The sequence below is a fragment of the Streptococcus cristatus genome, assembly GCF_003943515.1.
GTDB classification, from domain to species: Bacteria; Bacillota; Bacilli; order Lactobacillales; family Streptococcaceae; genus Streptococcus; species Streptococcus cristatus_D.
In genome coordinates this window covers 288,729-308,656 of record NZ_RJPT01000001.1, presented here as the reverse complement: position 1 = coordinate 308,656, position 19,928 = coordinate 288,729, and the positions used below count along the sequence as shown (strand labels likewise).

Genomic DNA, 19,928 nt, shown 5'->3' with positions numbered 1-19,928 from the left:
CCTTTATTTCAAGCTAACCTATCAACAAAAACTTTTCAGTTTATTCTTCAATCCTAGCTGAGTAAAAAGGCAGAAGAAACATTAAAACAATATAAAGAATTAAGAGAATTGCACGCACTAGACCACCAAAGAACAGGCCGAGCAACAAAACTCCTAGACAGATAGAAAAATTAGTAAAATTTGTTTCAACTAGCAAAGTTTGCCCTGCTTTAACTGTTACTGGCTTGGTTCTCATAGGAGCTGCTCCTACACGAACAACAGCTTCTTCTCCCTCAATAGGAAAGGACGCTTCGTCGCCATTCTGGATTGTACCAACCTTTTGACCATTGATTAAAATTGGAAAATTCCCAATGATCCCTACAAAGCCTGTTCCGCGTTTTACTTTAATTTCTGACATAAGAACTCCTTTATTTTTTATCTATTTTACCATAAGTTCCCTTCAAATAAAAGGCGAAAACCAGTCTCACGACTGGTTTTCTACTTATCTCTAAAGTTTCTCCAACTCTTCGTTCAGTAGTTTTTGTGCTACTTGTGGGTTGGCTTGGCCCTTAGTGGCCTTCATGAGCTGACCAATCAAGGATTTGGCCGCATTCTTATTGCCACCCTTATAGTCATTGATGGCTTTTTCATTATCCGCAAAGACTTGCTGGATAATAGGAAGAAGTTGAGCAGGGTCTGAAATTTGGATCAATCCTGCTTTCTGTACATACTCTTTTGCAGAGCCACCATTTTTAGCTAAATGGACAAAGACCTTCTTGGCAATCTTAGAAGAAATCGTACCGTCTGCAATCAGCGCAATCATCTCAGTCAGGTTCTCAGGCGTCAGCTCAATCTCAGAGATAGTCTTGCCTTCAGCATTGAGATATTGAGCCACTTCACCTTGGAGCCAGTTAGAGACCGACTTAGCGTCTCCACCTGCAGCAACAGCTGCTTCAAAGAAGTCTGACACAGCCTTCGTTGCTGTCAACTGCTTGGCATCATAGTCAGACAGACCGTAATCGCCCACATACTTAGCCCGACGTTCTTTTGGAAAGGCTGGCAGACTACTGCGTACTTGCTCAATCCAAGCATCTTCAATCTCAAAGATCGGCAGATCAGGCTCTGGGAAGTAACGGTAGTCCGCTGAACCTTCCTTGACCCGCATGAGCAAGGTTTCGCCAGTCGCTTCGTCATAACGACGGGTTTCCTGACGGATTTGACCACCGCTGCGTAGGATTTCAGCTTGGCGCTTTTCCTCAAATGCCAGACCCTTGCGGACAAAGTTGAAGGAGTTAAGGTTTTTCAGCTCAGTCTTGGTACCAAATTCTTCCTGACCGTAAGGACGGATAGAAATATTGGCATCCACCCGCATGGAACCCTCTTCCATCTTGACATCCGAAATGCCCGTGTACTGGATGATTTCCTTGAGGGCAGTCAGATAGGCATAAGCTTCTTCTGGACTGCGCATATCCGCTTCTGATACAATCTCAATCAGCGGCACCCCTTGGCGGTTGAGGTCCACATAAGAGTAGCCGTCACTGCCGTGGGTATTCTTTCCGGCATCTTCTTCCAAGTGGGCCCGCTCGATACGGATTTTCTTGGTCGTGCCGTCTTCTAGCTCAATCTCAATCCAACCATTGTAGCCAATCGGCTCATCAAACTGAGAAATTTGATAGGCTTTTGGATTGTCCGGGTAGAAGTAATTCTTGCGGTCAAAGTGCATCTTCTGGTGAATATCCATGTTCAAAGCCAGCGCAGCTTTAATACCATAGTCGATAACACCTTTATTCATAACAGGCAGAACACCTGGGAAAGACCAATCAATGATATTGGTGTTGGCATTTGGATCTTCACCGAAGTGAGCTGGAGCCGGTGAGAAAATTTTTGAATTGGTCTTCAATTCAACATGGACTTCCAGTCCGATAACTGTTTCAAAGTTCATTATTTTTCACCTCCAAAGATAACTGGCTGCTGTTTGTGATAGTCAGTCGTCGCTTCAAATGCTGCGGCTACCTGATAGATAGTCGCTTCATCGAAGTGGTTACCAATCAACTGCAGGCCGACAGGAAGACCATCTGCAAAGCCAGCTGGGATTGAAATGCCCGGTAGGCCAGCCAGATTGACTGGAATGGTCAAAAGGTCAGCCAGATACATGGCCACTGGATCTTGGTTTTGACTACCCAAATCATAAGCAACCGTTGGTGCAGTTGGACCTAAGATCAAATCATATTTTTCAAAAACCTTAGCAAAATCTTGCATAATCAGGGTCCGAACCTGACCAGCTTTCTTAAAGTAAGCATCGTAGTAACCAGATGACAGACTGAAAGTTCCCAGCATGATGCGGCGTTTCACTTCTTCACCAAAGCCTTCGCTACGAGATTTGACATAGACATCTTCTAGATTTTCAATGCCTTCTGCGCGGTAGCCATAGCGAATACCATCAAAACGCTGCAAGTTAGAACTAGCTTCAGAGGAAGCGATGATATAGTAAACAGCCACGCCATACTTGCTGTGGGGCAGGCTAACTTCTTCAACAATCGCACCTAGGCTTTCCAAGTGCTTGGCTGCTGACAAAATCGTTTCCTTGACCTTGCTGTCAATCCCCTCACCCATGTATTCCTTAGGCAAGGCAATCTTCATGCCCTTGATGTCTAGGCCAATCTTGCTGGTAAAGTCTGGCACTGCTTCTTGTGATGATGTAGAATCCTTAGGATCATTACCAGAAATAACATTCAAAAGCTGGGCATTTTCCTTAACCGTTTGAGAGAAAGGCCCAATCTGGTCTAAAGAAGAACCAAAAGCAATGAGACCAAAACGGGAAACACGTCCGTAGGTTGGCTTGAGGCCGACTACACCGTTAAAGGAAGCAGGCTGGCGAATAGAACCACCCGTATCTGAACCCAGTGATAGACGAACCTGACCAGAAGCAACAGCTGTCGCTGAACCACCAGATGATCCACCAGGAACCTTGCTGCTGTCCCAAGCATTCTTAGTCGTCTTAAAGTAAGAATTTTCACTGGATCCACCCATAGCGAACTCGTCCATGTTGGTCTTCCCAACGATAATCATGTCCTTACCATAGAGCTTCTCCACACTGGTCGCATCGAAAATCGGCTTGTAGTTATAGAGCATTTTAGATGCAGCTGTTGTCAAAATTCCCTTGGTTGAGATATTGTCCTTAACCGCTAACGGAATTCCGCTCATAAGATTGTCCGCATCAATGCCCTTGGCATCCAGAGCTGCAGCCTGAGCCAATGCTTCCTCTTCACTGATAGTGATGAAACTGTCCACGGCAGCTTCACGTTCTTTGATGTCTGCCAAAGTTGCCTGAGTTAACTCTACTGCAGAAATTTCTTTCTTGACCAGCAGATCATGCAACTCTTCAATGGTCTTGTGATTAAAAGTCATTAGGCATCTCCTCCGTCATCTAGGATGGCAGGCACTTTGATGTAGCCCCGCTCTTTTTCAGGTACATTTTGGAAAAGCTCGTCCCGGTTCCAGCCTGGCTGAGCCACATCTTCTCGCATATAGTTGATGTTAGCTGCCACATTGGAAGTGAAAGGCACACCCTCCGTATCCACTTCATTGAGCAATTCGACCATGTCGACAATTTTAGACAAGGTTGTCGCAAACTCAGCTGTCTCTTCTGGTGAAAAAGCCAGTTTTGACAGTTTTGCAACGTGACTTACTTCTTCTTGAGTAATCTTCATCTCTGATTCCTTTCATAAGATAGGCGAGCCTGAATACCAGTCGAAAATGATAAGTCTAAGAAAGATCTTTGTTTTCGAGGTATTTAACTCGCATTGTTTTGCTAAGATAGAGGCGCTAAGCTCTCGTAGCTACGACCTCTTTCTTTGACTTCTTCCTGATTTCTTCAGGAAATCGCATCATTTCATTTTACCATATTTCTGGCTAATTCTTCAATTCCAAATGCAGTTCTTTGAGCTGTCTTTGGTCAACCAAACTTGGACTTTCCAGCATAGGGTCAAAACCAGTACCATTTTTCGGAAAGGCAATGACTTGGCGGATATTTTCTTCCCCAGCCAAAATCATAACCAAGCGATCCAAGCCCAGAGCCAAGCCGCCGTGTGGTGGGAAGCCGTACTCCAAGGCTTCTAGGAAGAAACCAAAGTCCCGCTCATAGTCTTCTCGGCTCATGCCCAGCAGCTCAAACATCGCTTCCTGAGCCTTCCGATCATGAATCCGCAGACTCCCTCCACCAATTTCATAGCCATTTAAAACGATGTCATAAGCGTGACTGCGGAATTGGTCTGGCTCCTGACCTTCTTCAAAAATGCCCTGTGTGAAAGGATGGTGCATGGCTTGATAACGGTTTTGGTCTTCATTCCACTCCAGCAGCGGCCAGTCCACAACCCAGAGGAAATGAAGCAGACTCGAATCAATCAAATCCAAAGCTTTTGCAACTTCTATACGCAGATGGCCCAAAGCTTCCTGAGCCCGACGCTTCTTGGCCATGACTAGCAGAATCAAGTCTCCATCCTTGGCCTCAAAACGTGCTAGTAAATCCTGACTCTCAGCCTCAAAGGTGCTAGCCAAATCTCCAACTAACTGGCCATTTTCAACCTTTAGACTGGCAAAACGACTGCAGCCAAATTCCTTCATTTCCTGATAGTAGTGGCTCAGCTGCTTCTTGCTAAAAGCACTAGCCGCATCTGGCACACAGATTCCCATCACTTCCTCTTGGTTATCCAAGGCTTTCTTGATGAGGAGCGAATCATTGGACTGGCACAAATCCGTCAAACTCTTCAACTCTAAACCAAAGCGTGTATCTGGCTTATCAGAACCAAAGCGGCTCATAGCTTCTTCATAGCTGATCGTTGGAAAAGCTTCTGTCAACTCTAAACCATGAGTTTTCTTAACAACAGCCTTGAGCATAGCTTCAACCAAAGCGCGAATTTCTTCTTCGCTTGCAAAACTCAGCTCTAAGTCCACCTGGGTAAACTCTGGCTGACGGTCGCCTCGCAGGTCTTCGTCACGGAAACAACGAACAATCTGATAATAGCGCTCGAGGCCAGCTCCCATCAGCAACTGCTTGAGCATCTGAGGGCTCTGCGGCAGAGCGTAGAATTGATTTTTAAAGACCCGACTAGGCACCAAGAAATCTCTAGCTCCTTCAGGAGTTGACTTGGTCAGATAAGGCGTCTCGACTTCCAAAAAGTCCAAACGATTCAAATATTCCCGAATGGTTGAGGTGACCTGATGACGAAGTTTGAGGTTATGTGTCATCTTCTCACGCCGCAAGTCCAGATAGCGGTATTTCTGACGCAGGTCTTCCCCTGTATGGGCATGCTGGTCCAGCTCAAAAGGCAGGGCCTTGCTGCTAGCAATGACCTCAATCTTCTCTGCCCTCAGCTCAACCTGACCAGACTTGATGGCCCTGTTGACAAAACGCTCTTCCCGCTGAACGACTTGCCCTGTCACTGCAATAACATCCTCTTTGCCAATGTCTTCCAGCTTGGCAAAATCTTCAATCTCACCGCCAACGAAGACCTGAAGCAAGCCCTCACGGTCCCGTAATTCAATAAAGGCCAGCTTGCCGTGATTACGGATATTGGCCACCCAGCCAGTTGCGGTCATGGTCTGTCCGACCTGCTCTAAACCATAGTTCCCGATAAAAATTTCTTTCATGTTCTTTCCCTCTCACATCAATTTGTAGCTTCGCCCTGTTGTTCAGGATATTACCACGTTCTTCCATCGTCTTCACTTGAATCACGGCAAAAGAAAAGGGCCTCCGTCTCTAAAACAGACGAAAGCCGTGGTACCACTGTTATTCGCCGCCTTAAAAGGCAGCCTCTGCGCTCGTAACGTGAGCGGCGTTTGTGCTTGATCACACAAAAGATTACGAAACATGTTCTTCGGTTTTTGCTTTCTTGGTGCTGCTCTCAGCTATCAGCACTCTCTGTGCAAGTCAGCAAGCCTACTCTGCTTCTCTTTTACTCTTAAATTGTATTTATTATAGTCGAACCTAGGACATTTTGCAAGTGGTTTAAGGCAAATTTGTGATTTTCCTCTGACAGAGAAGCCACAGCTGGCTCTACCACTTGAATCTGATAACCAAGATTATAGGCATCGATCGCCGTATGCAGGACGCAAATATCCGTCAAGACTCCAGTCAAAATGACCGTATCTACCTTTCTTTCCCGCAGGCGGATATCTAAATCCGTGCCAGAAAAAGCAGAATAATGACGCTTATCCATCCAAAAGACCCGAGAGTCTGCTTGATGCTTCTCATAAAAATTAGCCAAAGGCCCGTAAAGATTGCGCCCGCTCGTTCCCTTGATATTGTGGGGCGGAAAAAGCTTGCTTTCTGGGTGAAAGGCGTCATTTTCATCATGGGCATCAATAGTAAAGAAGACATAGTCCCCTCGATCAAAAGCCGCCTCGGTCACTTGAGCAATAGCTTCAGAAATCGCCTGAGCAGGCGCTCCTGCTGTTAACTTACCCTCATCTGCAACAAAATCAACTGTATAATCAATGGAAATCAGTGCTTTAGCCATTAGTAGTCCCTCTTTTTAATTTCCTCAAAAACATCTGGGATCAGCACTTTCAGATAAGTCCCTTTCATTCCCAGCGAGCGGCTTTCAATAATCCCAGCGCTTTCCAGTTTGCGCAGAGCATTGACAATCACTGAACGGGTAATCCCGATGCGGTCAGCAATGACAGAAGCCGTCAGTTGACCTTCATTGCCATTGAGCTCACCCAGAATAGCTGAAACAGCTCTCAGCTCTGAGTAAGATAGGGTATTAACCGCCATGGTCACTGCCGTCCGGCGGCGGATATTTTTCTCATCCTCTTCCCGCTGGAAGTTAAGCAGCTGGATACCAACCACTGTGCTGGCAATCTCGACCAAAATCAAATCGTCATCCAAAAATTCTTTATCATTGCGCCAGATAATCAGCGAGCCCAAGCGAATTCCTGAAACATGAATCGGTGCGATAGTAGTCAAACCATCTGGAAATTCATCCTTGGTTTCCACTGGGAAAATCGTCAAATCGTGAGTTACAGGCAGATTGGCCTCTGTCTCATACACCATGTTTGCTTCTTGGACATATTCTTTGGGGAAAGTCTTGTCTTGGAAAAAAGCTTCTACACGATCATTATTTGTCTTGTAGCGCATGAAATAGCCCAAGAGACGGCCCTTGCTGTTGATGATACAGGCATTGCAATGAATAATATCAGCAAGCTGGCGAGTGATCGCATTGTAAGGAAGTTCCTCCTGAAGTTGCTCTTCTGAACGTTTCAAGATAGAAGTAATCTTCCTTGTTTTTTCTAATAGTTTTGCCATAGATTTACCTCGTATTTAGTCTCCTTGATTGTACCATAATCGACTGAAATTTTCAATAATTATCTGAAAATTGTGTATTGAAAAAAAATTCGCTACAATTCTGAAAGATTCAGAATTTGGCGATTGCGAAAAAAATCACTCCATCAAAAAAACCATTTAAAACAATTCTAAGACGAATTTGTTTTAAACGGTTTATGACTTGTATTTTATGCTTATCTGCGGTATTGGCGCAGGAAGCGCGTCATTTTTTCTTGGATCTGAGCTAGCTCATCTACCCGAGGCAAATAAACGATTCGGAAATGATCTGGGTCCTTCCAGTTAAAGCCTCGACCATGGACAAGAAGGACTTTTTCCTGCTTGAGGAAATCCAAGACAAACTGCTCATCATCATCGATACGGTACATTTCTCGATCAATTTTCGGGAAGATGTAAAGACCCGCCTTAGGTTTGACTGCAGACAAACCTGGAATATCTTGAATGGCATTGTAAATGAAGTTTCTTTGTTCATAGATACGGCCACCTGGCAAAAGCAATTCATCCACCGACTGGTGACCTCCAAGCGATGTTTGCACAACCTGCTGGGCCAAGACGTTGGAGCAAAGGCGCATATTAGACAGCATATTGAGGCCTTCGATATAGCCTTTGACGTGCCGCTTAGGACCAGATAGTACCATCCAGCCAACTCGGAAGCCAGCGATACGGTGGGATTTTGACAGGCCATTCATGCTGACACAGAAAACATCAGGAGCCAGACTAGCTACAGGCGTATGCACATACCCATCCATCACCATGCGGTCATAAATTTCATCCGCAAAGATGATAAGATTGTTCTGGCGAGCAATTTCCACAATTTCTAGCAAAAGTTCCTTAGGATAAAGTGCCCCCGTTGGATTGTTAGGATTGATGATAATGATAGCCTTAGTATTAGAGGTGATTTTTGACTTGATATCGTCAATATCTGGATACCATTCTGCCTGCTCATCACAGATATAATGAACCGCATTCCCACCAGCCAGACTAACTGCAGCCGTCCAGAGCGGATAATCCGGCATCGGTACTAAGACCTCATCTCCATCATCCAAGAGTCCCTGCATAGACATAACAATCAGCTCGCTGACTCCATTTCCAAGATAAATATCATCGATATCAACATTAGGGAAATTTCTGAGCTGGCAATACTGCATAATGGCCTTACGGGCTGAGAAAATCCCCTTAGAATCAGAGTACCCCTCACTATCACGCGCATTCATAATCAAATCATGAATGACCTCGTCTGGAGCGGTAAAGCCAAATTCAGCTGGATTTCCCGTGTTCAAGCGGAGGATTTTTTCTCCGTTGGCCCGCATCCGCATCGCTTCATCCAACACCGGTCCACGAATATCATAGGCTACATGCTCCAGTTTGCTGGACTTATTAAATTCTTTCATCCTATTTTCCTCAATTCATCTGAATGATTTTATTATACCACCAGAAAAAAAGATTGACAATCAGGAAGAATTTGGGAAAGCTTGTTTGAATTGAAATATACCTTATAACTTAGGAAAATACACGTATCCATCACAATAATTTCACTTGATTTCTGAATTTCATTTGCAGCTTTACTTTTTTTCTGAAAAGGTTTACAATATAAGTGAAGATATAAGAAACTCGAATCTAGTATTCGACAAAAGATGGAGGTAGCTTTATGACTCAACAAAAATATGAAAATATCATGGTCGCTGTTGACGGCTCTCGCGAAGCAGAACTCGCTTTTGAAAAAGGTGTTAATGTAGCACTGAGAAATGCTTCTCGCTTGACAATTGCTCACGTGATTGATACACGGGCTCTCCAAAGCGTCTCAACCTTTGACGCTGAGGTCTACGAAGACCTCCAAGAAGAGGCACAAAAGTTGATGACAGAATACAAGGAAAAAGCGCAAAAAGCCGGGATCAAATACGTTGATATCGTCATTGAACTGGGCAATCCCAAAACCCTCCTGTCAACTGACATTCCTGACGAACACAAGGTTGATTTGATTATGGTCGGGGCTACTGGTCTCAATGCCTTTGAACGCCTCCTAGTCGGCTCATCATCCGAATATATCCTTCGCCACGCGAAAGTGGACTTACTAGTCGTTCGTGACAAAGAGAAAACATTCTAAAAGTATCTAGTAGGCAGCTGCGATAGCTGTGCCCTACTTCCCTCATAACTGTAAATTAAAATCCCTCATTAGGCTAGCCTAGTGAGGGATTTGTGTTTTAGAACAATAAAAATCTTATTTCAGCTTACCTTTCAAATACTGACCGGTATAGCTGGCTGGGTTGGCTGCGACTTCTTCTGGTGTTCCTGTCGCAATAATCGTTCCACCACCGACACCGCCTTCTGGGCCTAGGTCGATGATATGGTCAGCTGTCTTGATAACATCCAGATTGTGCTCGATGACGAGGACCGTATTGCCATCGTCCACGAAGCGAGATAGCACATGAAGGAGCTTGGCAATGTCTTCAGAATGCAGACCCGTGGTCGGCTCATCCAAGATATAGAAGGACTTACCAGTCGAGCGCTTGTGAAGTTCGCTGGCCAGCTTCATCCGCTGAGCTTCACCACCTGACAAGGTTGTGGCTGGCTGCCCCAGAGTCACATAGCCTAGTCCCACATCCTTGATGGTCTGGAGTTTGCGGGCAATCTTGGGAATATGCTGGAAGAATTCCACCGCATCATTGACCGTCATGTCCAGAACCTGAGCGATATTCTTCTCCTTGTAGTGAACTTCTAGAGTCTCGCTATTATAGCGGGTACCGTGGCAGACCTCGCAGGCTACATAGACGTCAGGCAGGAAGTGCATCTCAATCTTGATAATCCCATCACCCGAGCAGGCCTCACAGCGGCCGCCCTTGACATTAAAGCTGAAACGTCCCTTCTTGTAGCCACGAATCTTGGCTTCATTGGTCTTAGCAAACAGATCGCGAATATCGTCAAAAACTCCAGTATAGGTAGCCGGATTAGAGCGCGGTGTCCGGCCAATCGGACTTTGGTCAATATCAATCAGTCGATCCACATGCTCAATGCCGCTGATTTTCTTGAACTTACCAGGCTTGGCAGAATTACGGTTGAGTTTTTGAGCGATAGCCTTTTTAAGGATAGAGTTGACCAGCGTTGACTTGCCGGATCCAGAAACTCCTGTCACAGCGATAAATTTGCCCAAGGGGAATCTGGCCGTGATATTCTGCAAGTTATTTTCCTGAGCCCCTGTCACTTCAATAAAGCGGCCATTGCCTACACGGCGTTCCAATGGTACTGGGATCTCGCGCTTACCTGACAGGTATTGGCCTGTGATGGATTTCTTGCTCTTGGCCACTTGTGCAGGAGTACCGGCTGCGACGATTTCACCACCGAAAACACCGGCTCCTGGTCCCACATCAATCAGCCAGTCAGCTTCCCGCATGGTGTCCTCATCGTGCTCAACCACGATAAGGGTATTTCCCAGGTCGCGCATCTTCTTGAGGCTGGCAATCAGGCGGTCATTGTCACGCTGGTGCAAGCCAATAGAGGGCTCGTCCAGGATATAGAGAACGCCACTTAGATTGGAACCGATCTGAGTCGCCAAGCGAATCCGCTGACTCTCACCTCCTGATAGAGTCCCAGCCGAGCGAGACAAAGTCAGGTAATTGAGGCCAACGTTATTGAGGAAGGTCAGACGGTCATGAATTTCTTTGAGAATAGGCCGCGCAATCGTAGCTTCATTGTCAGTCAAGCTAAGCTTGTCCAACTGAAGCAAATGATCAGCAATCGACAAATCTGAAATCTCACCGATGTGCAAGCCATCTTCGCCGCCAACCTTGACAGAAAGAGCCTGAGGACTGAGTCGATAGCCCTGACAAGCCGCACAAGTCAGCTCATTCATATAAGCCCGCATCTGCGTCCGAGTAAAATCACTATTGGTTTCATGGTAGCGACGGTTGATATTAGTGACAACCCCCTCAAAAGGAATGTCAATATCTCGCACACCGCCAAATTCATTTTCATAGTGGAAATGGAACTCCCGTCCATCTGAGCCAAAGAAAATCAGCTGCTTTTCTTCCTCCGTCAGATCCTCAAAAGGCTTATCCATATCAATGCCAAAGGCTGCCATCGCTTGCTCCAGCATCTGCGGATAGTAGTTAGATGAGATAGGATTCCAAGGCGCTAGCGCTCCTTCGCGCAAAGTCTTGCTAGAATCTGGCACGACCACATCTAGATCTACCTCCAGCTTAACCCCCAGACCATCACAGTCCGGACAGGAGCCAAAAGGCGCATTGAAAGAAAAGAGGCGTGGCTCTAACTCTGGCACTGTAAAGCCACAAACTGGACAGGCATAGTGCTCAGAAAAGAGCAGCTCTTGACCATCCATAGTGTCAATCACCACATAGCCCTCAGCAATCCGCAGAGCTGCTTCGACCGAGTCAAAGAGACGGCTGCGCACCCCTTCCTTGATGACAATTCTATCCACCACGACTTCAATATCATGCTGCTTGCTCTTAGAAAGCTCTGGCACTTCTGTTACATCGTAGACATCGCCATCCACGCGCACCCGGACATAACCGTCTTTCTGAATCTTATCAAAAACGGTCTTATGCTGGCCCTTTTTCTTGCGGATGACCGGCGCCAAAATCTGCAGTCGCTGACGCTCGGGCAATTCTAAAACCTTGTCGACAATCTGCTCAACAGACGAAGCCTTAATAGCTCCATGTCCATTGACACAGTAGGGCGTTCCAACACGGGCATAGAGCAGGCGCAGGTAGTCATTGATTTCGGTGGCTGTTCCAACTGTTGAACGGGGATTTTTACTGGTCGTCTTCTGGTCGATGGAAATAGCTGGGCTGAGACCATCAATCGAGTCCACATCCGGCTTTTCCATATTGCCCAAAAACTGCCGAGCATAAGCCGATAGACTCTCCACATAGCGGCGCTGCCCTTCTGCATAAAGGGTGTCAAAAGCCAGACTGGACTTGCCCGAACCGGACAGACCTGTTACCACGACCAGCTTGTCCCGCGGAATTTCCACATCAATATTTTTTAAATTATGAGCTCGCGCTCCATGAATCACAATTTTATCTTGCATCTCTTCCACACTTTACCTTTAAACTTCTTCTATTATAGCAAATTTTTCTGCAAACTTTTGCCCAAAAGACTAGAATTTGTAGTATAATAAGACGGTGCTTATAAACGATTCTAGGAGGAGATATGAAGCAAGTATTTTTATCAACAACAACCGAGTTCAAGGAGATTGATACACTTGAATCGGGAACTTGGATCAATATGGTCAATCCTTCCCAGAACGAATCTTTAGAAATCGCAAACGCCTTTGGCATTGACATAGCTGACCTACGAGCACCACTCGATGCCGAAGAAATGTCTCGTGTCACCATTGAGGATGAGTACACACTGATCATCGTAGACGTACCCATCACTGAGGAGCGGAATAATCAGACTTACTATGTTACTATCCCGCTTGGTATTATCATCACGGAAGAAGCGATTATCACGACCTGCTTGGAAAAATTGCCCCTGCTCGATATTTTCATCAATCGACAACTGCGCAACTTTTACACCTTCATGCGGTCACGTTTTATCTTTCAGATTCTCTACCGCAATGCCGAACTATATCTGACAGCCCTGCGTTCCATTGACCGCAAGAGTGAGCAGATTGAAAGCCAACTGCACCAGTCGACTCGAAATGAAGAACTGATTGAGCTCATGGAGCTAGAAAAGACCATCGTCTATTTCAAGGCCTCCCTTAAAACCAACGAGCGTGTGATCAAAAAATTGACCAGCGCTACCAGCAATATCAAAAAATATCTGGAAGATGAGGACTTGCTGGAAGATACCCTGATTGAGACCCAGCAGGCCATTGAGATGGCTGATATTTATGGAAACATCCTCCACAGCATGACAGATACTTTTGCGTCCATTATTTCCAACAACCAGAACAATGTCATGAAGACACTGGCTCTGGTAACCGTTGTTATGTCCATCCCGACCATGCTCTTCTCAGCCTATGGGATGAACTTCAAAGATAATGAACTGCCTCTAAACGGCGAGCCCCATGCCTTCTGGATTATCATGTTTATCGCCTTTGCTCTGAGCGGCTCTCTAACCCTCTACCTCTTCCATAAAAAATTATTCTAACCACCAGAAAGGACGCTTATGTCACAAGTAGTATCAGACAAACTAACCAAGAAAAATAAGGAATTTCTCCACATCGCCACTCACCAACTCCTCAAAGATGGCAAATCCGATGAAGAAGTGAAGGCAATCTTGGAGGAAATTATTCCAAACATTTTAGAAAATCAAGCCAAGGGTATCCCTGCCCGTGCTCTCTATGGGGCACCAACTTACTGGGCTTCTTCTCTCACTGCCAAAGAGCGCTATGATGCCGAGCATCCCAAGCAAAATGATGATCCAAAATGGATGATGCTGGATTCCGTCCTCTTCATTTTCGGTTTCTTCACCGTTCTGACTTCCATCGTCAATTTGGCATCTTCTAAACCCTCTGTTTACGGCATGACGACACTTGTCTTTGGTAGTATTGTCGGCGGTCTCGCTTTCTACGCCCTCTATCATTTCGTTTACCGTTTTTACGGACCAGACACTGACCGTAGCCAGCGTCCACATCTACTCAAATCTATCCTTATCATGCTAGTAGCCATTGGTCTTTGGACCCTTTCAATCATTGGTTCTAGCTTACTGCCCGACTCTCTCAACCCACATTTGTCAAACATTGTCGTTGCCATCATCGGAGGGATCACCCTAGCACTCCGTTTCTATCTCAAGAAGCGCTTCAATATCAAGAGTGCGACTATGGGACCAGCGAAATATTAAGCAGCATAGAAAAAGAGGTTTTCAACCTCTTTTATTTTGCTCTTTTTGAAAAGTATAACACCAACTCATCGTTATTCTCGCACGAAGCATAGGGCGTAAGTGGCTGATTTTGAAACCAAACTCCTGACCCATCTGGCATATAACCGCGACCTACATACAGTCGTTGTGCTGGACCATAGCCTTTATGTAGCCCAACACCCAAGCTGACCACATCTGAATAATGCTGCGCTACTTGCTCTGCTTTGTCCAATAAAGCTGTGCCAATTCCTCGCTTTTGGAAACTTTCAAAAACATTAAAATCCGTTAACTCAGTATAAAGACTAGCAAAAGGCCCATGCTTTGCCAATGGGATGACTGTAATGTAGCCAGCCAAAAATTCCCCAACAACCGCCACCAAAACTTGGCGCTCACCCGCCTCTTGCTCCAGAAAGTAGTTTTTTAAAATCTCTCTCCGACCAGGCCAGCCTTGCTGGATAAAAGCATTCGATAAGCCTTCAATATCCTCAAAAAGCATCTTTCTGATGGCTAGTTCTTCTGTCATGGCAAGCCTCCCATATCTCGATAGTTGCTCCTATTATAGCACTGTCCCTTCCTATCATCAAGACAGCAAAAATCCCTGCTAGAAGCAGGGATTCATATTAGTCTTCATTTACGAAAGGCATCAAAGCCATTACGCGAGCGCGTTTGATAGCTGTTGTTACTTTACGTTGGTTTTTAGCTGAAGTTCCTGTTACACGACGAGGAAGGATTTTCCCACGTTCTGAAACGAAACGGCTAAGAAGCTCAGTATCTTTGTAATCAACATATTCAATCTTGTTTGCTGCGATGTAATCAACTTTTTTACGGCGTTTGAATCCGCCACGACGTTGTTGAGCCATGTTATTCTCCTTTATATTATAGTTCTAGTTTTGTCCATTATTAGAATGGTAAATCATCGTCTGAGATGTCCATCGGGTTTGAATTGCCGAATGGGCTTTCATCACGAGAAAAATTCGGTACTTGGTTGAATGAGTCAGCATTACCATAGCTTGGTGCAGAATTTCCACCGAAGCCACCGCCACCAAAGCCACCTGAAGGTTGCCCTTCACGGCTTGCACGACTTTCCAGAAGCTGGAAGTTGTCTGCAACGACTTCTGTGACATAGACACGCTGGCCTTGCTGATTGTCGTAGTTACGAGTCTGGATGCGACCAGTAATTCCGATTAGAGCGCCTTTTTTGGCCCAATTAGCAAGATTTTCTGCCTGCTGACGCCAGATAACAACATTGATAAAGTCCGCTTCACGCTCACCACTTTGATTTTTAAAGTTGCGATTAACAGCCAGAGTAAAGGTTGCGACCGCTTGGTTTTGCGGTGTATAGCGAAGTTCAGCATCACGGGTCATACGTCCCACAAGTACAACGTTATTAATCATAATTTACCTTCTTAAGCGTCAAGTTTGACGATCATGTGACGAAGAATGTCAGCGTTGATTTTTGAAAGACGGTCAAACTCTTTAAGAGCTGCATCGTCGTTTGCTTCAACGTTAACGATGTGGTAAAGTCCTTCACGGAAATCTTGGATTTCGTATGCAAGACGACGTTTTTCCCAGTCTTTTGATTCAACAACAGTTGCACCGTTGTCAGTCAAGATAGAGTCAAAGCGTGCTACCAAAGCGTTTTTAGCTTCTTCTTCAATGTTTGGACGAATAATATAAAGAATTTCGTATTTAGCCATTGATATGTTCCTCCTTTTGGTCTAATGACCCCAAGACGCTGCAAGGGGTAAGTGAGGTTCACTCACAAATAATAATTATACTAGATTTTCCAACAAATAGCAAGAATAAATTTCGCTTTTCCTTGAATGATTTGCTAAAGCATTTTATCAACTAGACAAAGCACATAAGCTAGTGATTTATTGCACCTGCTCGGCTCCTTCTTTTAAGCGACCGTAGAGCAGATAGGGGACAGATTTTAAGTCTTGGAGGTTGCGGCAGGACAGGGCACACATCAACAGCCGTAAATCTTCTTTCCAACCATTTACAATAGCAATGACCTCTTCGACTGAGTGTTTTTCGACCAAGTCTAACATAGTCCGAGAAAGGCCGACTGCTTTGGCACCCAGAACCAAGGCTTTAACCATGTCTAGAGGATGGCGAATGCCACCACTTGCCAGCAACTCCACCTTGTCCACCCAGTCTTGGGCTGCCAGTAAAGCCTGAGCTGTGGTCTGCCCCCAACCGTTGAGGTAGTCTCGCTGACCGCTCCGCTGATTTTCAATATAGGCAAAGCTCGTTCCACCACGACCAGAAATATCAAAGGTCGAAATCCCTAGTGTCTGAGCTTCCTCAATCGTTTTCCGATCCATGCCAAATCCTACTTCCTTGAGGACAAGGGGAACTGGAAAATCTTTTCCATAGGCTTCCAGATGCTGCTTCCAAGTTCTGAAAGTCCGCTCTCCCTCAGGCATTAGCAATTCTTGCATGACATTGACATGTAGCTGGAGAAACAAAGGTTTCAAATCCGACACCGCCTGCAAGCCTGCTGCTACTGGTTTGTCAAGACCGATATTGCTGGCCAAGAGTAGGCTAGGCTTATCCTTTGCCACAACGTAAGAATCATCATCTGGATTTTTCAGAGCAGCACTGTAGGAACCCGTCACAAAGAGGATGCCGCAGGCCTCCGCCACTTTAGCCAGTTTTTCATTGATTTCTCGACCTTTTGGACTTCCACCTGTCATAGCATTGATATAAAAGGGAAAATCCCAGTCACGCCCAGCGAAATGAGTGGATAAGTCAATCTCGTCCAAATCATAGGCTGGCAAAGAGCGATGGATCAGTTCTATATCATCAAAGCTATTGTAGCCAAGGGGCTGTTCTAGGGCGTAGTTGATATGATCATCTTTACGACTTTGGCTCATAAGCACCTATCCTTTCTTGGTAGAGTAATTCCAGGCCAGCTTCTTGCCAGCGTTGGATCAAGGTTTGGCTATCTTCGGTAGCAAAAGACAAGGCGAAACCACAGTCTCCACCGCCAGCTCCACTGCTTTTAGCGACACAATCCAAGCCCTGACTCGCCTCTCTTAAGGCCTGTAATTTCTCCGTGTAAATCAGCGGACTGAGCCTGTCTAAGAGTTGGCTAGCAGTCGATAGACTACTCTTTACAGCTGTCTTATCCACAGACTCAAAAGCTTCTTTCAGACAATCCACCTGAAGCTGGGTTTGAGTCAAAAAGTCTTCGTTCAAGCTCGACTTAACCTGCTTGACAAGGTCACTCGAAATAGCCGGTTCTCTCGTCCAACCAACTAAGAAATCACAGGCCAAACTAGGCTGGATGGGTTTGATTTCATAGCCCCAATCTTGCTTTAAAATCTCTAATAGACTTGTGTCGACCAATCGCTGGCGGATTGCCAGCCGATCAAAAGAACGATAGTAAACCAGTTGTTTATAAGCAATGCAGGCCAAATCACCCATGGAGCCATTATCCCCCCGCTTGAGAAGCACTACTGCAGCTAGTCTAAAGAGGAGGTCAGAGCTTAGTTTCAGCTGATAAAAGGCAGCCATAGCCTTGATCGTCAAGACAACCACACTGCCACTAGAACCCAGCCCAAACTTACGCCCGTCTTTCTCCATTTTTCCTCTGATGGTCAGAGCAAATGGGCGCAATGGGCGTTGCAGCAAGCTGAGATAATCGTTCATCAGCTGAATGGTCTCTTGAATCAAGCCATAGTCCGCGTCTGGCTCTAGACTGGCTTTGTGGCTAAAGAGATCCGAATCCAGCTCATAGCTGTCCGCCGCCTCAATCTCTGCCCGCATATAGATGGGAATATTCTTAATCAAAGCCGCATACCCAGGGCTCAGAACAGCGTATTCTCCAGCTAGATAGAGCTTTCCGCAGGTCTGGACTTGCATCTTAGTTTCCATCAGGCAATTCCTTCGTTTTGGAGACAATCAGACGGTACTGATTCTCAAAGAGGGGCGCCAAGTCTTCCAAGTCCTCTTCAAGACAGAGAACCTTGACATTAGGGCCAGCGTCCATGGTGAAATAGCAACGATGTCCCTGACCTCGGAGCTGGCGAACAAAGTCCATTGCAGCATAGCTTTCCTCCGTCAGATAAGTAAATGGAGGCGTGGCTGTCTCTGTCGTTGCATGCATCCGCAAAGCATTCTCCTCGGTCAATTGCCCAACTTTCTCAAAATCATTATCCTTTAAGTAAGCCAGCATATCCTGATAGTCTTGAGTCGACTGGTCAATCCAAGCCTGAAAATCTTTGGAAGTTTCAGCACAAAGTTGCATACCGAGTCGACTAGAAATCGGCTTTTTCTCATCATGAAGCACCAACATAATCATGGCTAGCTTAAGGTCGGTTTGCACAGGATAAATTGCTCCGCTATCCTTGTCCCATGCTGCCAAAGGACCAAAGAAGGAGCGGGCTGATGATCCTGAAGCAAACTTGGCCAACTGGGCCAGCTCCTCAGTATTGTAATGAGTTTCAAAATAAGCATCACAAGCCTTGACCAGAGCAGATAAGCCGCTGGAACTAGAGGATAAACCTGCCGCTGTCGGCATATTGTTACTGGTATCAATCCGCACCCAGTCACTTGGCTCCGTGCGAAAACGGTCAATAATTCGACTGACTTTGGCATGTTCTTCTGGGCTTTGCAGTTGCCCATCGATATAAAATTCATCGCCAGCAGCCTCAGCCGAAAGTGGACTTAACTGGGTTTGGGTATACATATTCTCTAAAGTCAAGGAAATACTACTAGTAGCAGGAATCATCCGCTCGGCATCTGCCTTGCCCCAATACTTGACAATAGCAATATTGGCGTAAGACTTGACACTTACAGGCTTTCTATCCATATATTGCTGGCTCCTTTCTCTCTCAAAAGACGGGCTAAGTCTTCCGCCTCTTTCTTTTCTTTTATTAGCACAATCACGCAGCCACCTAGACCACCGCCACTCATTTTGGCTCCAAGAGCCCCATTTTCAAGCGCCAGCTCGACCAAGTCATCAGATAGCTGGCAAGAAACTCCCAACTGAGCTAGTTTGCCGTGAGCCTTAGTCATAGCCTGACCCATGGTCAGCAAATCTTTGAGATGGATCGCCTTTTCAACAATTTTCGTCAAATTTCCCAACTCCTGTAAGAGGGGCAGAACCTCCTGACCCAAGCTTTCCACCTTTTTGATGGCTTCCCGCGTGTGTCCGTGAATGCCCGTATCCGCAATCAACAGATAGGCGCTCAAATCTAACTCAATCTCTGAAAATCCGACATTACGGATAAACTTGATGGCTACATCACTAAGACAGGTCTTGGCATCCAGACCACTTGGATTCATATGGGCAATCATCTCTGCTCGATTGGCCAGAATTTCCAGCGTTTCAGGATCCAAGGCCTCTTCAAAGTAGTCAAAAACCGCACGAATGGCTGCGATGCTGACAGCAGCAGACGAACCCATGCCCCGCTTTTCTGGCACCATGGAATTCACCTGACAGCGAATCTGAGCACCTTGCTTCCCTAAGTGCCCCAGACAGGCAAACACAGCCATAGACAAGGTATCTTCCTCATAGAGAGTCCAAGGCTTCTCAGAAGGGAATACCTGACAAGTCACTTCGATATTATTGAGAGGCAAAGCCAAGGCTGGATAGCCATAGACCACCGAATGCTCTCCCATCAGAATAATCTTGCTATGTGCCTTGCCGACACCCTTCTCTTTCGTCATACTTTCTCTCTATTCTTCCTTCTATCTTCTATATTTTAATATACTTTTGGAAAAAAAGCGATCTTTTCCTGTTTTGGCTGGCCAAGGCAAGTCGAACAGTCAAAAA

20 protein-coding genes are annotated in these 19,928 nt (G+C 45.8%); 3 read left to right on the top strand and 17 right to left on the bottom strand.

Going from position 1 to position 19,928, the window contains the following annotated elements; genetic code table 11:
- Window positions 1-40: 40 nt before the first annotated feature.
- The 8 genes from D8791_RS01605 to D8791_RS01570 all read right to left on the bottom strand — a co-directional run bounded on the left by D8791_RS01605 (window position 41) and on the right by D8791_RS01570 (window position 8,712).
- Window positions 41-397: a hypothetical protein gene (locus D8791_RS01605; RefSeq protein ID WP_125378959.1), complete on the bottom strand. Its 357-nt coding sequence runs from the start codon at window positions 395-397 to the stop codon at window positions 41-43.
- A 90-nt stretch (window positions 398-487) separates the two neighbouring features.
- On the bottom strand, window positions 488-1,921 hold the full coding sequence (gatB, locus tag D8791_RS01600; protein WP_005591698.1) for an Asp-tRNA(Asn)/Glu-tRNA(Gln) amidotransferase subunit GatB: 1,434 nt from the start codon (window positions 1,919-1,921) through the stop codon (window positions 488-490).
- Window positions 1,921-3,387: an Asp-tRNA(Asn)/Glu-tRNA(Gln) amidotransferase subunit GatA gene (gatA, locus tag D8791_RS01595; protein WP_125446031.1), complete on the bottom strand. Its 1,467-nt coding sequence runs from the start codon at window positions 3,385-3,387 to the stop codon at window positions 1,921-1,923. Before gatA ends, gatB begins: the two co-directional genes overlap by 1 nt.
- A complete protein-coding gene (gatC, locus tag D8791_RS01590) occupies window positions 3,387-3,689 on the bottom strand; it encodes an Asp-tRNA(Asn)/Glu-tRNA(Gln) amidotransferase subunit GatC (protein ID WP_048763476.1) in 303 nt (100 codons plus the stop codon). Before gatC ends, gatA begins: the two co-directional genes overlap by 1 nt.
- 202 nt (window positions 3,690-3,891) lie before the next feature.
- On the bottom strand, window positions 3,892-5,628 hold the full coding sequence (gene aspS, locus D8791_RS01585) for an aspartate--tRNA ligase (protein WP_125446030.1): 1,737 nt from the start codon (window positions 5,626-5,628) through the stop codon (window positions 3,892-3,894).
- A 311-nt stretch (window positions 5,629-5,939) separates the two neighbouring features.
- On the bottom strand, window positions 5,940-6,497 hold the full coding sequence (locus tag D8791_RS01580) for a cysteine hydrolase family protein (RefSeq protein WP_125446029.1): 558 nt from the start codon (window positions 6,495-6,497) through the stop codon (window positions 5,940-5,942).
- The gene (codY, locus tag D8791_RS01575; RefSeq protein WP_005591692.1) at window positions 6,497-7,285 is read right to left on the bottom strand and encodes a GTP-sensing pleiotropic transcriptional regulator CodY; all 789 of its coding nucleotides are present in this window, start codon (window positions 7,283-7,285) and stop codon (window positions 6,497-6,499) included. Before codY ends, D8791_RS01580 begins: the two co-directional genes overlap by 1 nt.
- A 212-nt stretch (window positions 7,286-7,497) precedes the next feature.
- Window positions 7,498-8,712, bottom strand: coding sequence for a pyridoxal phosphate-dependent aminotransferase (locus D8791_RS01570; protein ID WP_125446028.1), 1,215 nt, complete (start codon window positions 8,710-8,712; stop codon window positions 7,498-7,500).
- A gap of 257 nt (window positions 8,713-8,969) precedes the next feature.
- On the opposite strand from D8791_RS01570, the gene D8791_RS01565 reads away from it, so the two are divergent.
- Window positions 8,970-9,425 carry a universal stress protein gene (locus tag D8791_RS01565; RefSeq protein WP_125446027.1) on the top strand — a complete coding sequence of 152 codons (456 nt, stop codon included), beginning with the start codon at window positions 8,970-8,972 and terminating at the stop codon, window positions 9,423-9,425.
- 114 nt (window positions 9,426-9,539) lie between these two features.
- Here the strand turns inward: D8791_RS01565 and uvrA are convergent, their stop codons facing one another.
- Window positions 9,540-12,365 (bottom strand): excinuclease ABC subunit UvrA, encoded by a 2,826-nt coding sequence (uvrA, locus tag D8791_RS01560; protein ID WP_125446026.1) that lies wholly within the window; start codon window positions 12,363-12,365, stop codon window positions 9,540-9,542.
- A 122-nt stretch (window positions 12,366-12,487) separates the two neighbouring features.
- Here uvrA and D8791_RS01555 point away from each other — a divergent pair, with 122 nt between their 5' ends.
- Window positions 12,488-13,432 carry a magnesium transporter CorA family protein gene (locus tag D8791_RS01555; protein WP_125446025.1) on the top strand — a complete coding sequence of 315 codons (945 nt, stop codon included), beginning with the start codon at window positions 12,488-12,490 and terminating at the stop codon, window positions 13,430-13,432.
- Between the two features lie 18 nt (window positions 13,433-13,450).
- A complete protein-coding gene (locus D8791_RS01550) occupies window positions 13,451-14,125 on the top strand; it encodes a DUF1129 domain-containing protein (RefSeq protein WP_062123419.1) in 675 nt (224 codons plus the stop codon).
- A gap of 31 nt (window positions 14,126-14,156) precedes the next feature.
- On the opposite strand, the gene D8791_RS01545 is transcribed toward D8791_RS01550, so the two are convergent.
- The 8 genes from D8791_RS01545 to mvk all read right to left on the bottom strand — a co-directional run bounded on the left by D8791_RS01545 (window position 14,157) and on the right by mvk (window position 19,822).
- Complete coding sequence (locus tag D8791_RS01545) at window positions 14,157-14,666, bottom strand: GNAT family N-acetyltransferase (protein ID WP_125446024.1); 510 nt, start codon at window positions 14,664-14,666, stop codon at window positions 14,157-14,159.
- 97 nt (window positions 14,667-14,763) lie between these two features.
- Window positions 14,764-15,003, bottom strand: a complete 240-nt coding sequence (rpsR, locus tag D8791_RS01540; RefSeq protein WP_000068664.1) for a 30S ribosomal protein S18 — start codon at window positions 15,001-15,003, stop codon at window positions 14,764-14,766.
- Window positions 15,004-15,043: 40 nt separating this feature from the next.
- Window positions 15,044-15,538, bottom strand: coding sequence for a single-stranded DNA-binding protein (locus D8791_RS01535; RefSeq protein WP_061422217.1), 495 nt, complete (start codon window positions 15,536-15,538; stop codon window positions 15,044-15,046).
- An 11-nt stretch (window positions 15,539-15,549) separates the two neighbouring features.
- Complete coding sequence (gene rpsF / locus D8791_RS01530; protein WP_002896497.1) at window positions 15,550-15,840, bottom strand: 30S ribosomal protein S6; 291 nt, start codon at window positions 15,838-15,840, stop codon at window positions 15,550-15,552.
- A gap of 177 nt (window positions 15,841-16,017) precedes the next feature.
- Window positions 16,018-17,022 carry a type 2 isopentenyl-diphosphate Delta-isomerase gene (gene fni / locus D8791_RS01525; protein WP_125446023.1) on the bottom strand — a complete coding sequence of 335 codons (1,005 nt, stop codon included), beginning with the start codon at window positions 17,020-17,022 and terminating at the stop codon, window positions 16,018-16,020.
- Window positions 17,006-18,025 carry a phosphomevalonate kinase gene (locus D8791_RS01520; RefSeq protein WP_125446022.1) on the bottom strand — a complete coding sequence of 340 codons (1,020 nt, stop codon included), beginning with the start codon at window positions 18,023-18,025 and terminating at the stop codon, window positions 17,006-17,008. Before D8791_RS01520 ends, fni begins: the two co-directional genes overlap by 17 nt.
- Window positions 18,015-18,962 (bottom strand): diphosphomevalonate decarboxylase, encoded by a 948-nt coding sequence (mvaD, locus tag D8791_RS01515; protein ID WP_125446021.1) that lies wholly within the window; start codon window positions 18,960-18,962, stop codon window positions 18,015-18,017. The genes D8791_RS01520 and mvaD overlap by 11 nt, the downstream gene beginning before the upstream one ends.
- Window positions 18,944-19,822: a mevalonate kinase gene (gene mvk, locus D8791_RS01510; RefSeq protein ID WP_125446020.1), complete on the bottom strand. Its 879-nt coding sequence runs from the start codon at window positions 19,820-19,822 to the stop codon at window positions 18,944-18,946. The genes mvaD and mvk overlap by 19 nt, the downstream gene beginning before the upstream one ends.
- Window positions 19,823-19,928: the final 106 nt, after the last annotated feature.

Bases quoted from the DNA above. Each gene is read 5' to 3' on its own strand.
- mvaD (WP_125446021.1), bottom strand. From the start codon at position 18,962: ATGGATAGAAAGCCTGTAAGTGTCAAGTCTTACGCCAATATTGCTATT.
- codY (WP_005591692.1), bottom strand. From the start codon at position 7,285: ATGGCAAAACTATTAGAAAAAACAAGGAAGATTACTTCTATCTTGAAA.
- mvk (WP_125446020.1), bottom strand. From the start codon at position 19,822: ATGACGAAAGAGAAGGGTGTCGGCAAGGCACATAGCAAGATTATTCTG.
- D8791_RS01555 (WP_125446025.1), top strand. From the start codon at position 12,488: ATGAAGCAAGTATTTTTATCAACAACAACCGAGTTCAAGGAGATTGAT.
- gatB (WP_005591698.1), bottom strand. From the start codon at position 1,921: ATGAACTTTGAAACAGTTATCGGACTGGAAGTCCATGTTGAATTGAAG.
- D8791_RS01580 (WP_125446029.1), bottom strand. From the start codon at position 6,497: ATGGCTAAAGCACTGATTTCCATTGATTATACAGTTGATTTTGTTGCA.
- aspS (WP_125446030.1), bottom strand. From the start codon at position 5,628: ATGAAAGAAATTTTTATCGGGAACTATGGTTTAGAGCAGGTCGGACAG.
- D8791_RS01535 (WP_061422217.1), bottom strand. From the start codon at position 15,538: ATGATTAATAACGTTGTACTTGTGGGACGTATGACCCGTGATGCTGAA.
- D8791_RS01545 (WP_125446024.1), bottom strand. From the start codon at position 14,666: ATGACAGAAGAACTAGCCATCAGAAAGATGCTTTTTGAGGATATTGAA.
- fni (WP_125446023.1), bottom strand. From the start codon at position 17,022: ATGAGCCAAAGTCGTAAAGATGATCATATCAACTACGCCCTAGAACAG.
- D8791_RS01570 (WP_125446028.1), bottom strand. From the start codon at position 8,712: ATGAAAGAATTTAATAAGTCCAGCAAACTGGAGCATGTAGCCTATGAT.
- D8791_RS01550 (WP_062123419.1), top strand. From the start codon at position 13,451: ATGTCACAAGTAGTATCAGACAAACTAACCAAGAAAAATAAGGAATTT.
- gatC (WP_048763476.1), bottom strand. From the start codon at position 3,689: ATGAAGATTACTCAAGAAGAAGTAAGTCACGTTGCAAAACTGTCAAAA.
- D8791_RS01565 (WP_125446027.1), top strand. From the start codon at position 8,970: ATGACTCAACAAAAATATGAAAATATCATGGTCGCTGTTGACGGCTCT.
- D8791_RS01605 (WP_125378959.1), bottom strand. From the start codon at position 397: ATGTCAGAAATTAAAGTAAAACGCGGAACAGGCTTTGTAGGGATCATT.
- D8791_RS01520 (WP_125446022.1), bottom strand. From the start codon at position 18,025: ATGGAAACTAAGATGCAAGTCCAGACCTGCGGAAAGCTCTATCTAGCT.
- gatA (WP_125446031.1), bottom strand. From the start codon at position 3,387: ATGACTTTTAATCACAAGACCATTGAAGAGTTGCATGATCTGCTGGTC.
- uvrA (WP_125446026.1), bottom strand. From the start codon at position 12,365: ATGCAAGATAAAATTGTGATTCATGGAGCGCGAGCTCATAATTTAAAA.
- rpsF (WP_002896497.1), bottom strand. From the start codon at position 15,840: ATGGCTAAATACGAAATTCTTTATATTATTCGTCCAAACATTGAAGAA.
- rpsR (WP_000068664.1), bottom strand. From the start codon at position 15,003: ATGGCTCAACAACGTCGTGGCGGATTCAAACGCCGTAAAAAAGTTGAT.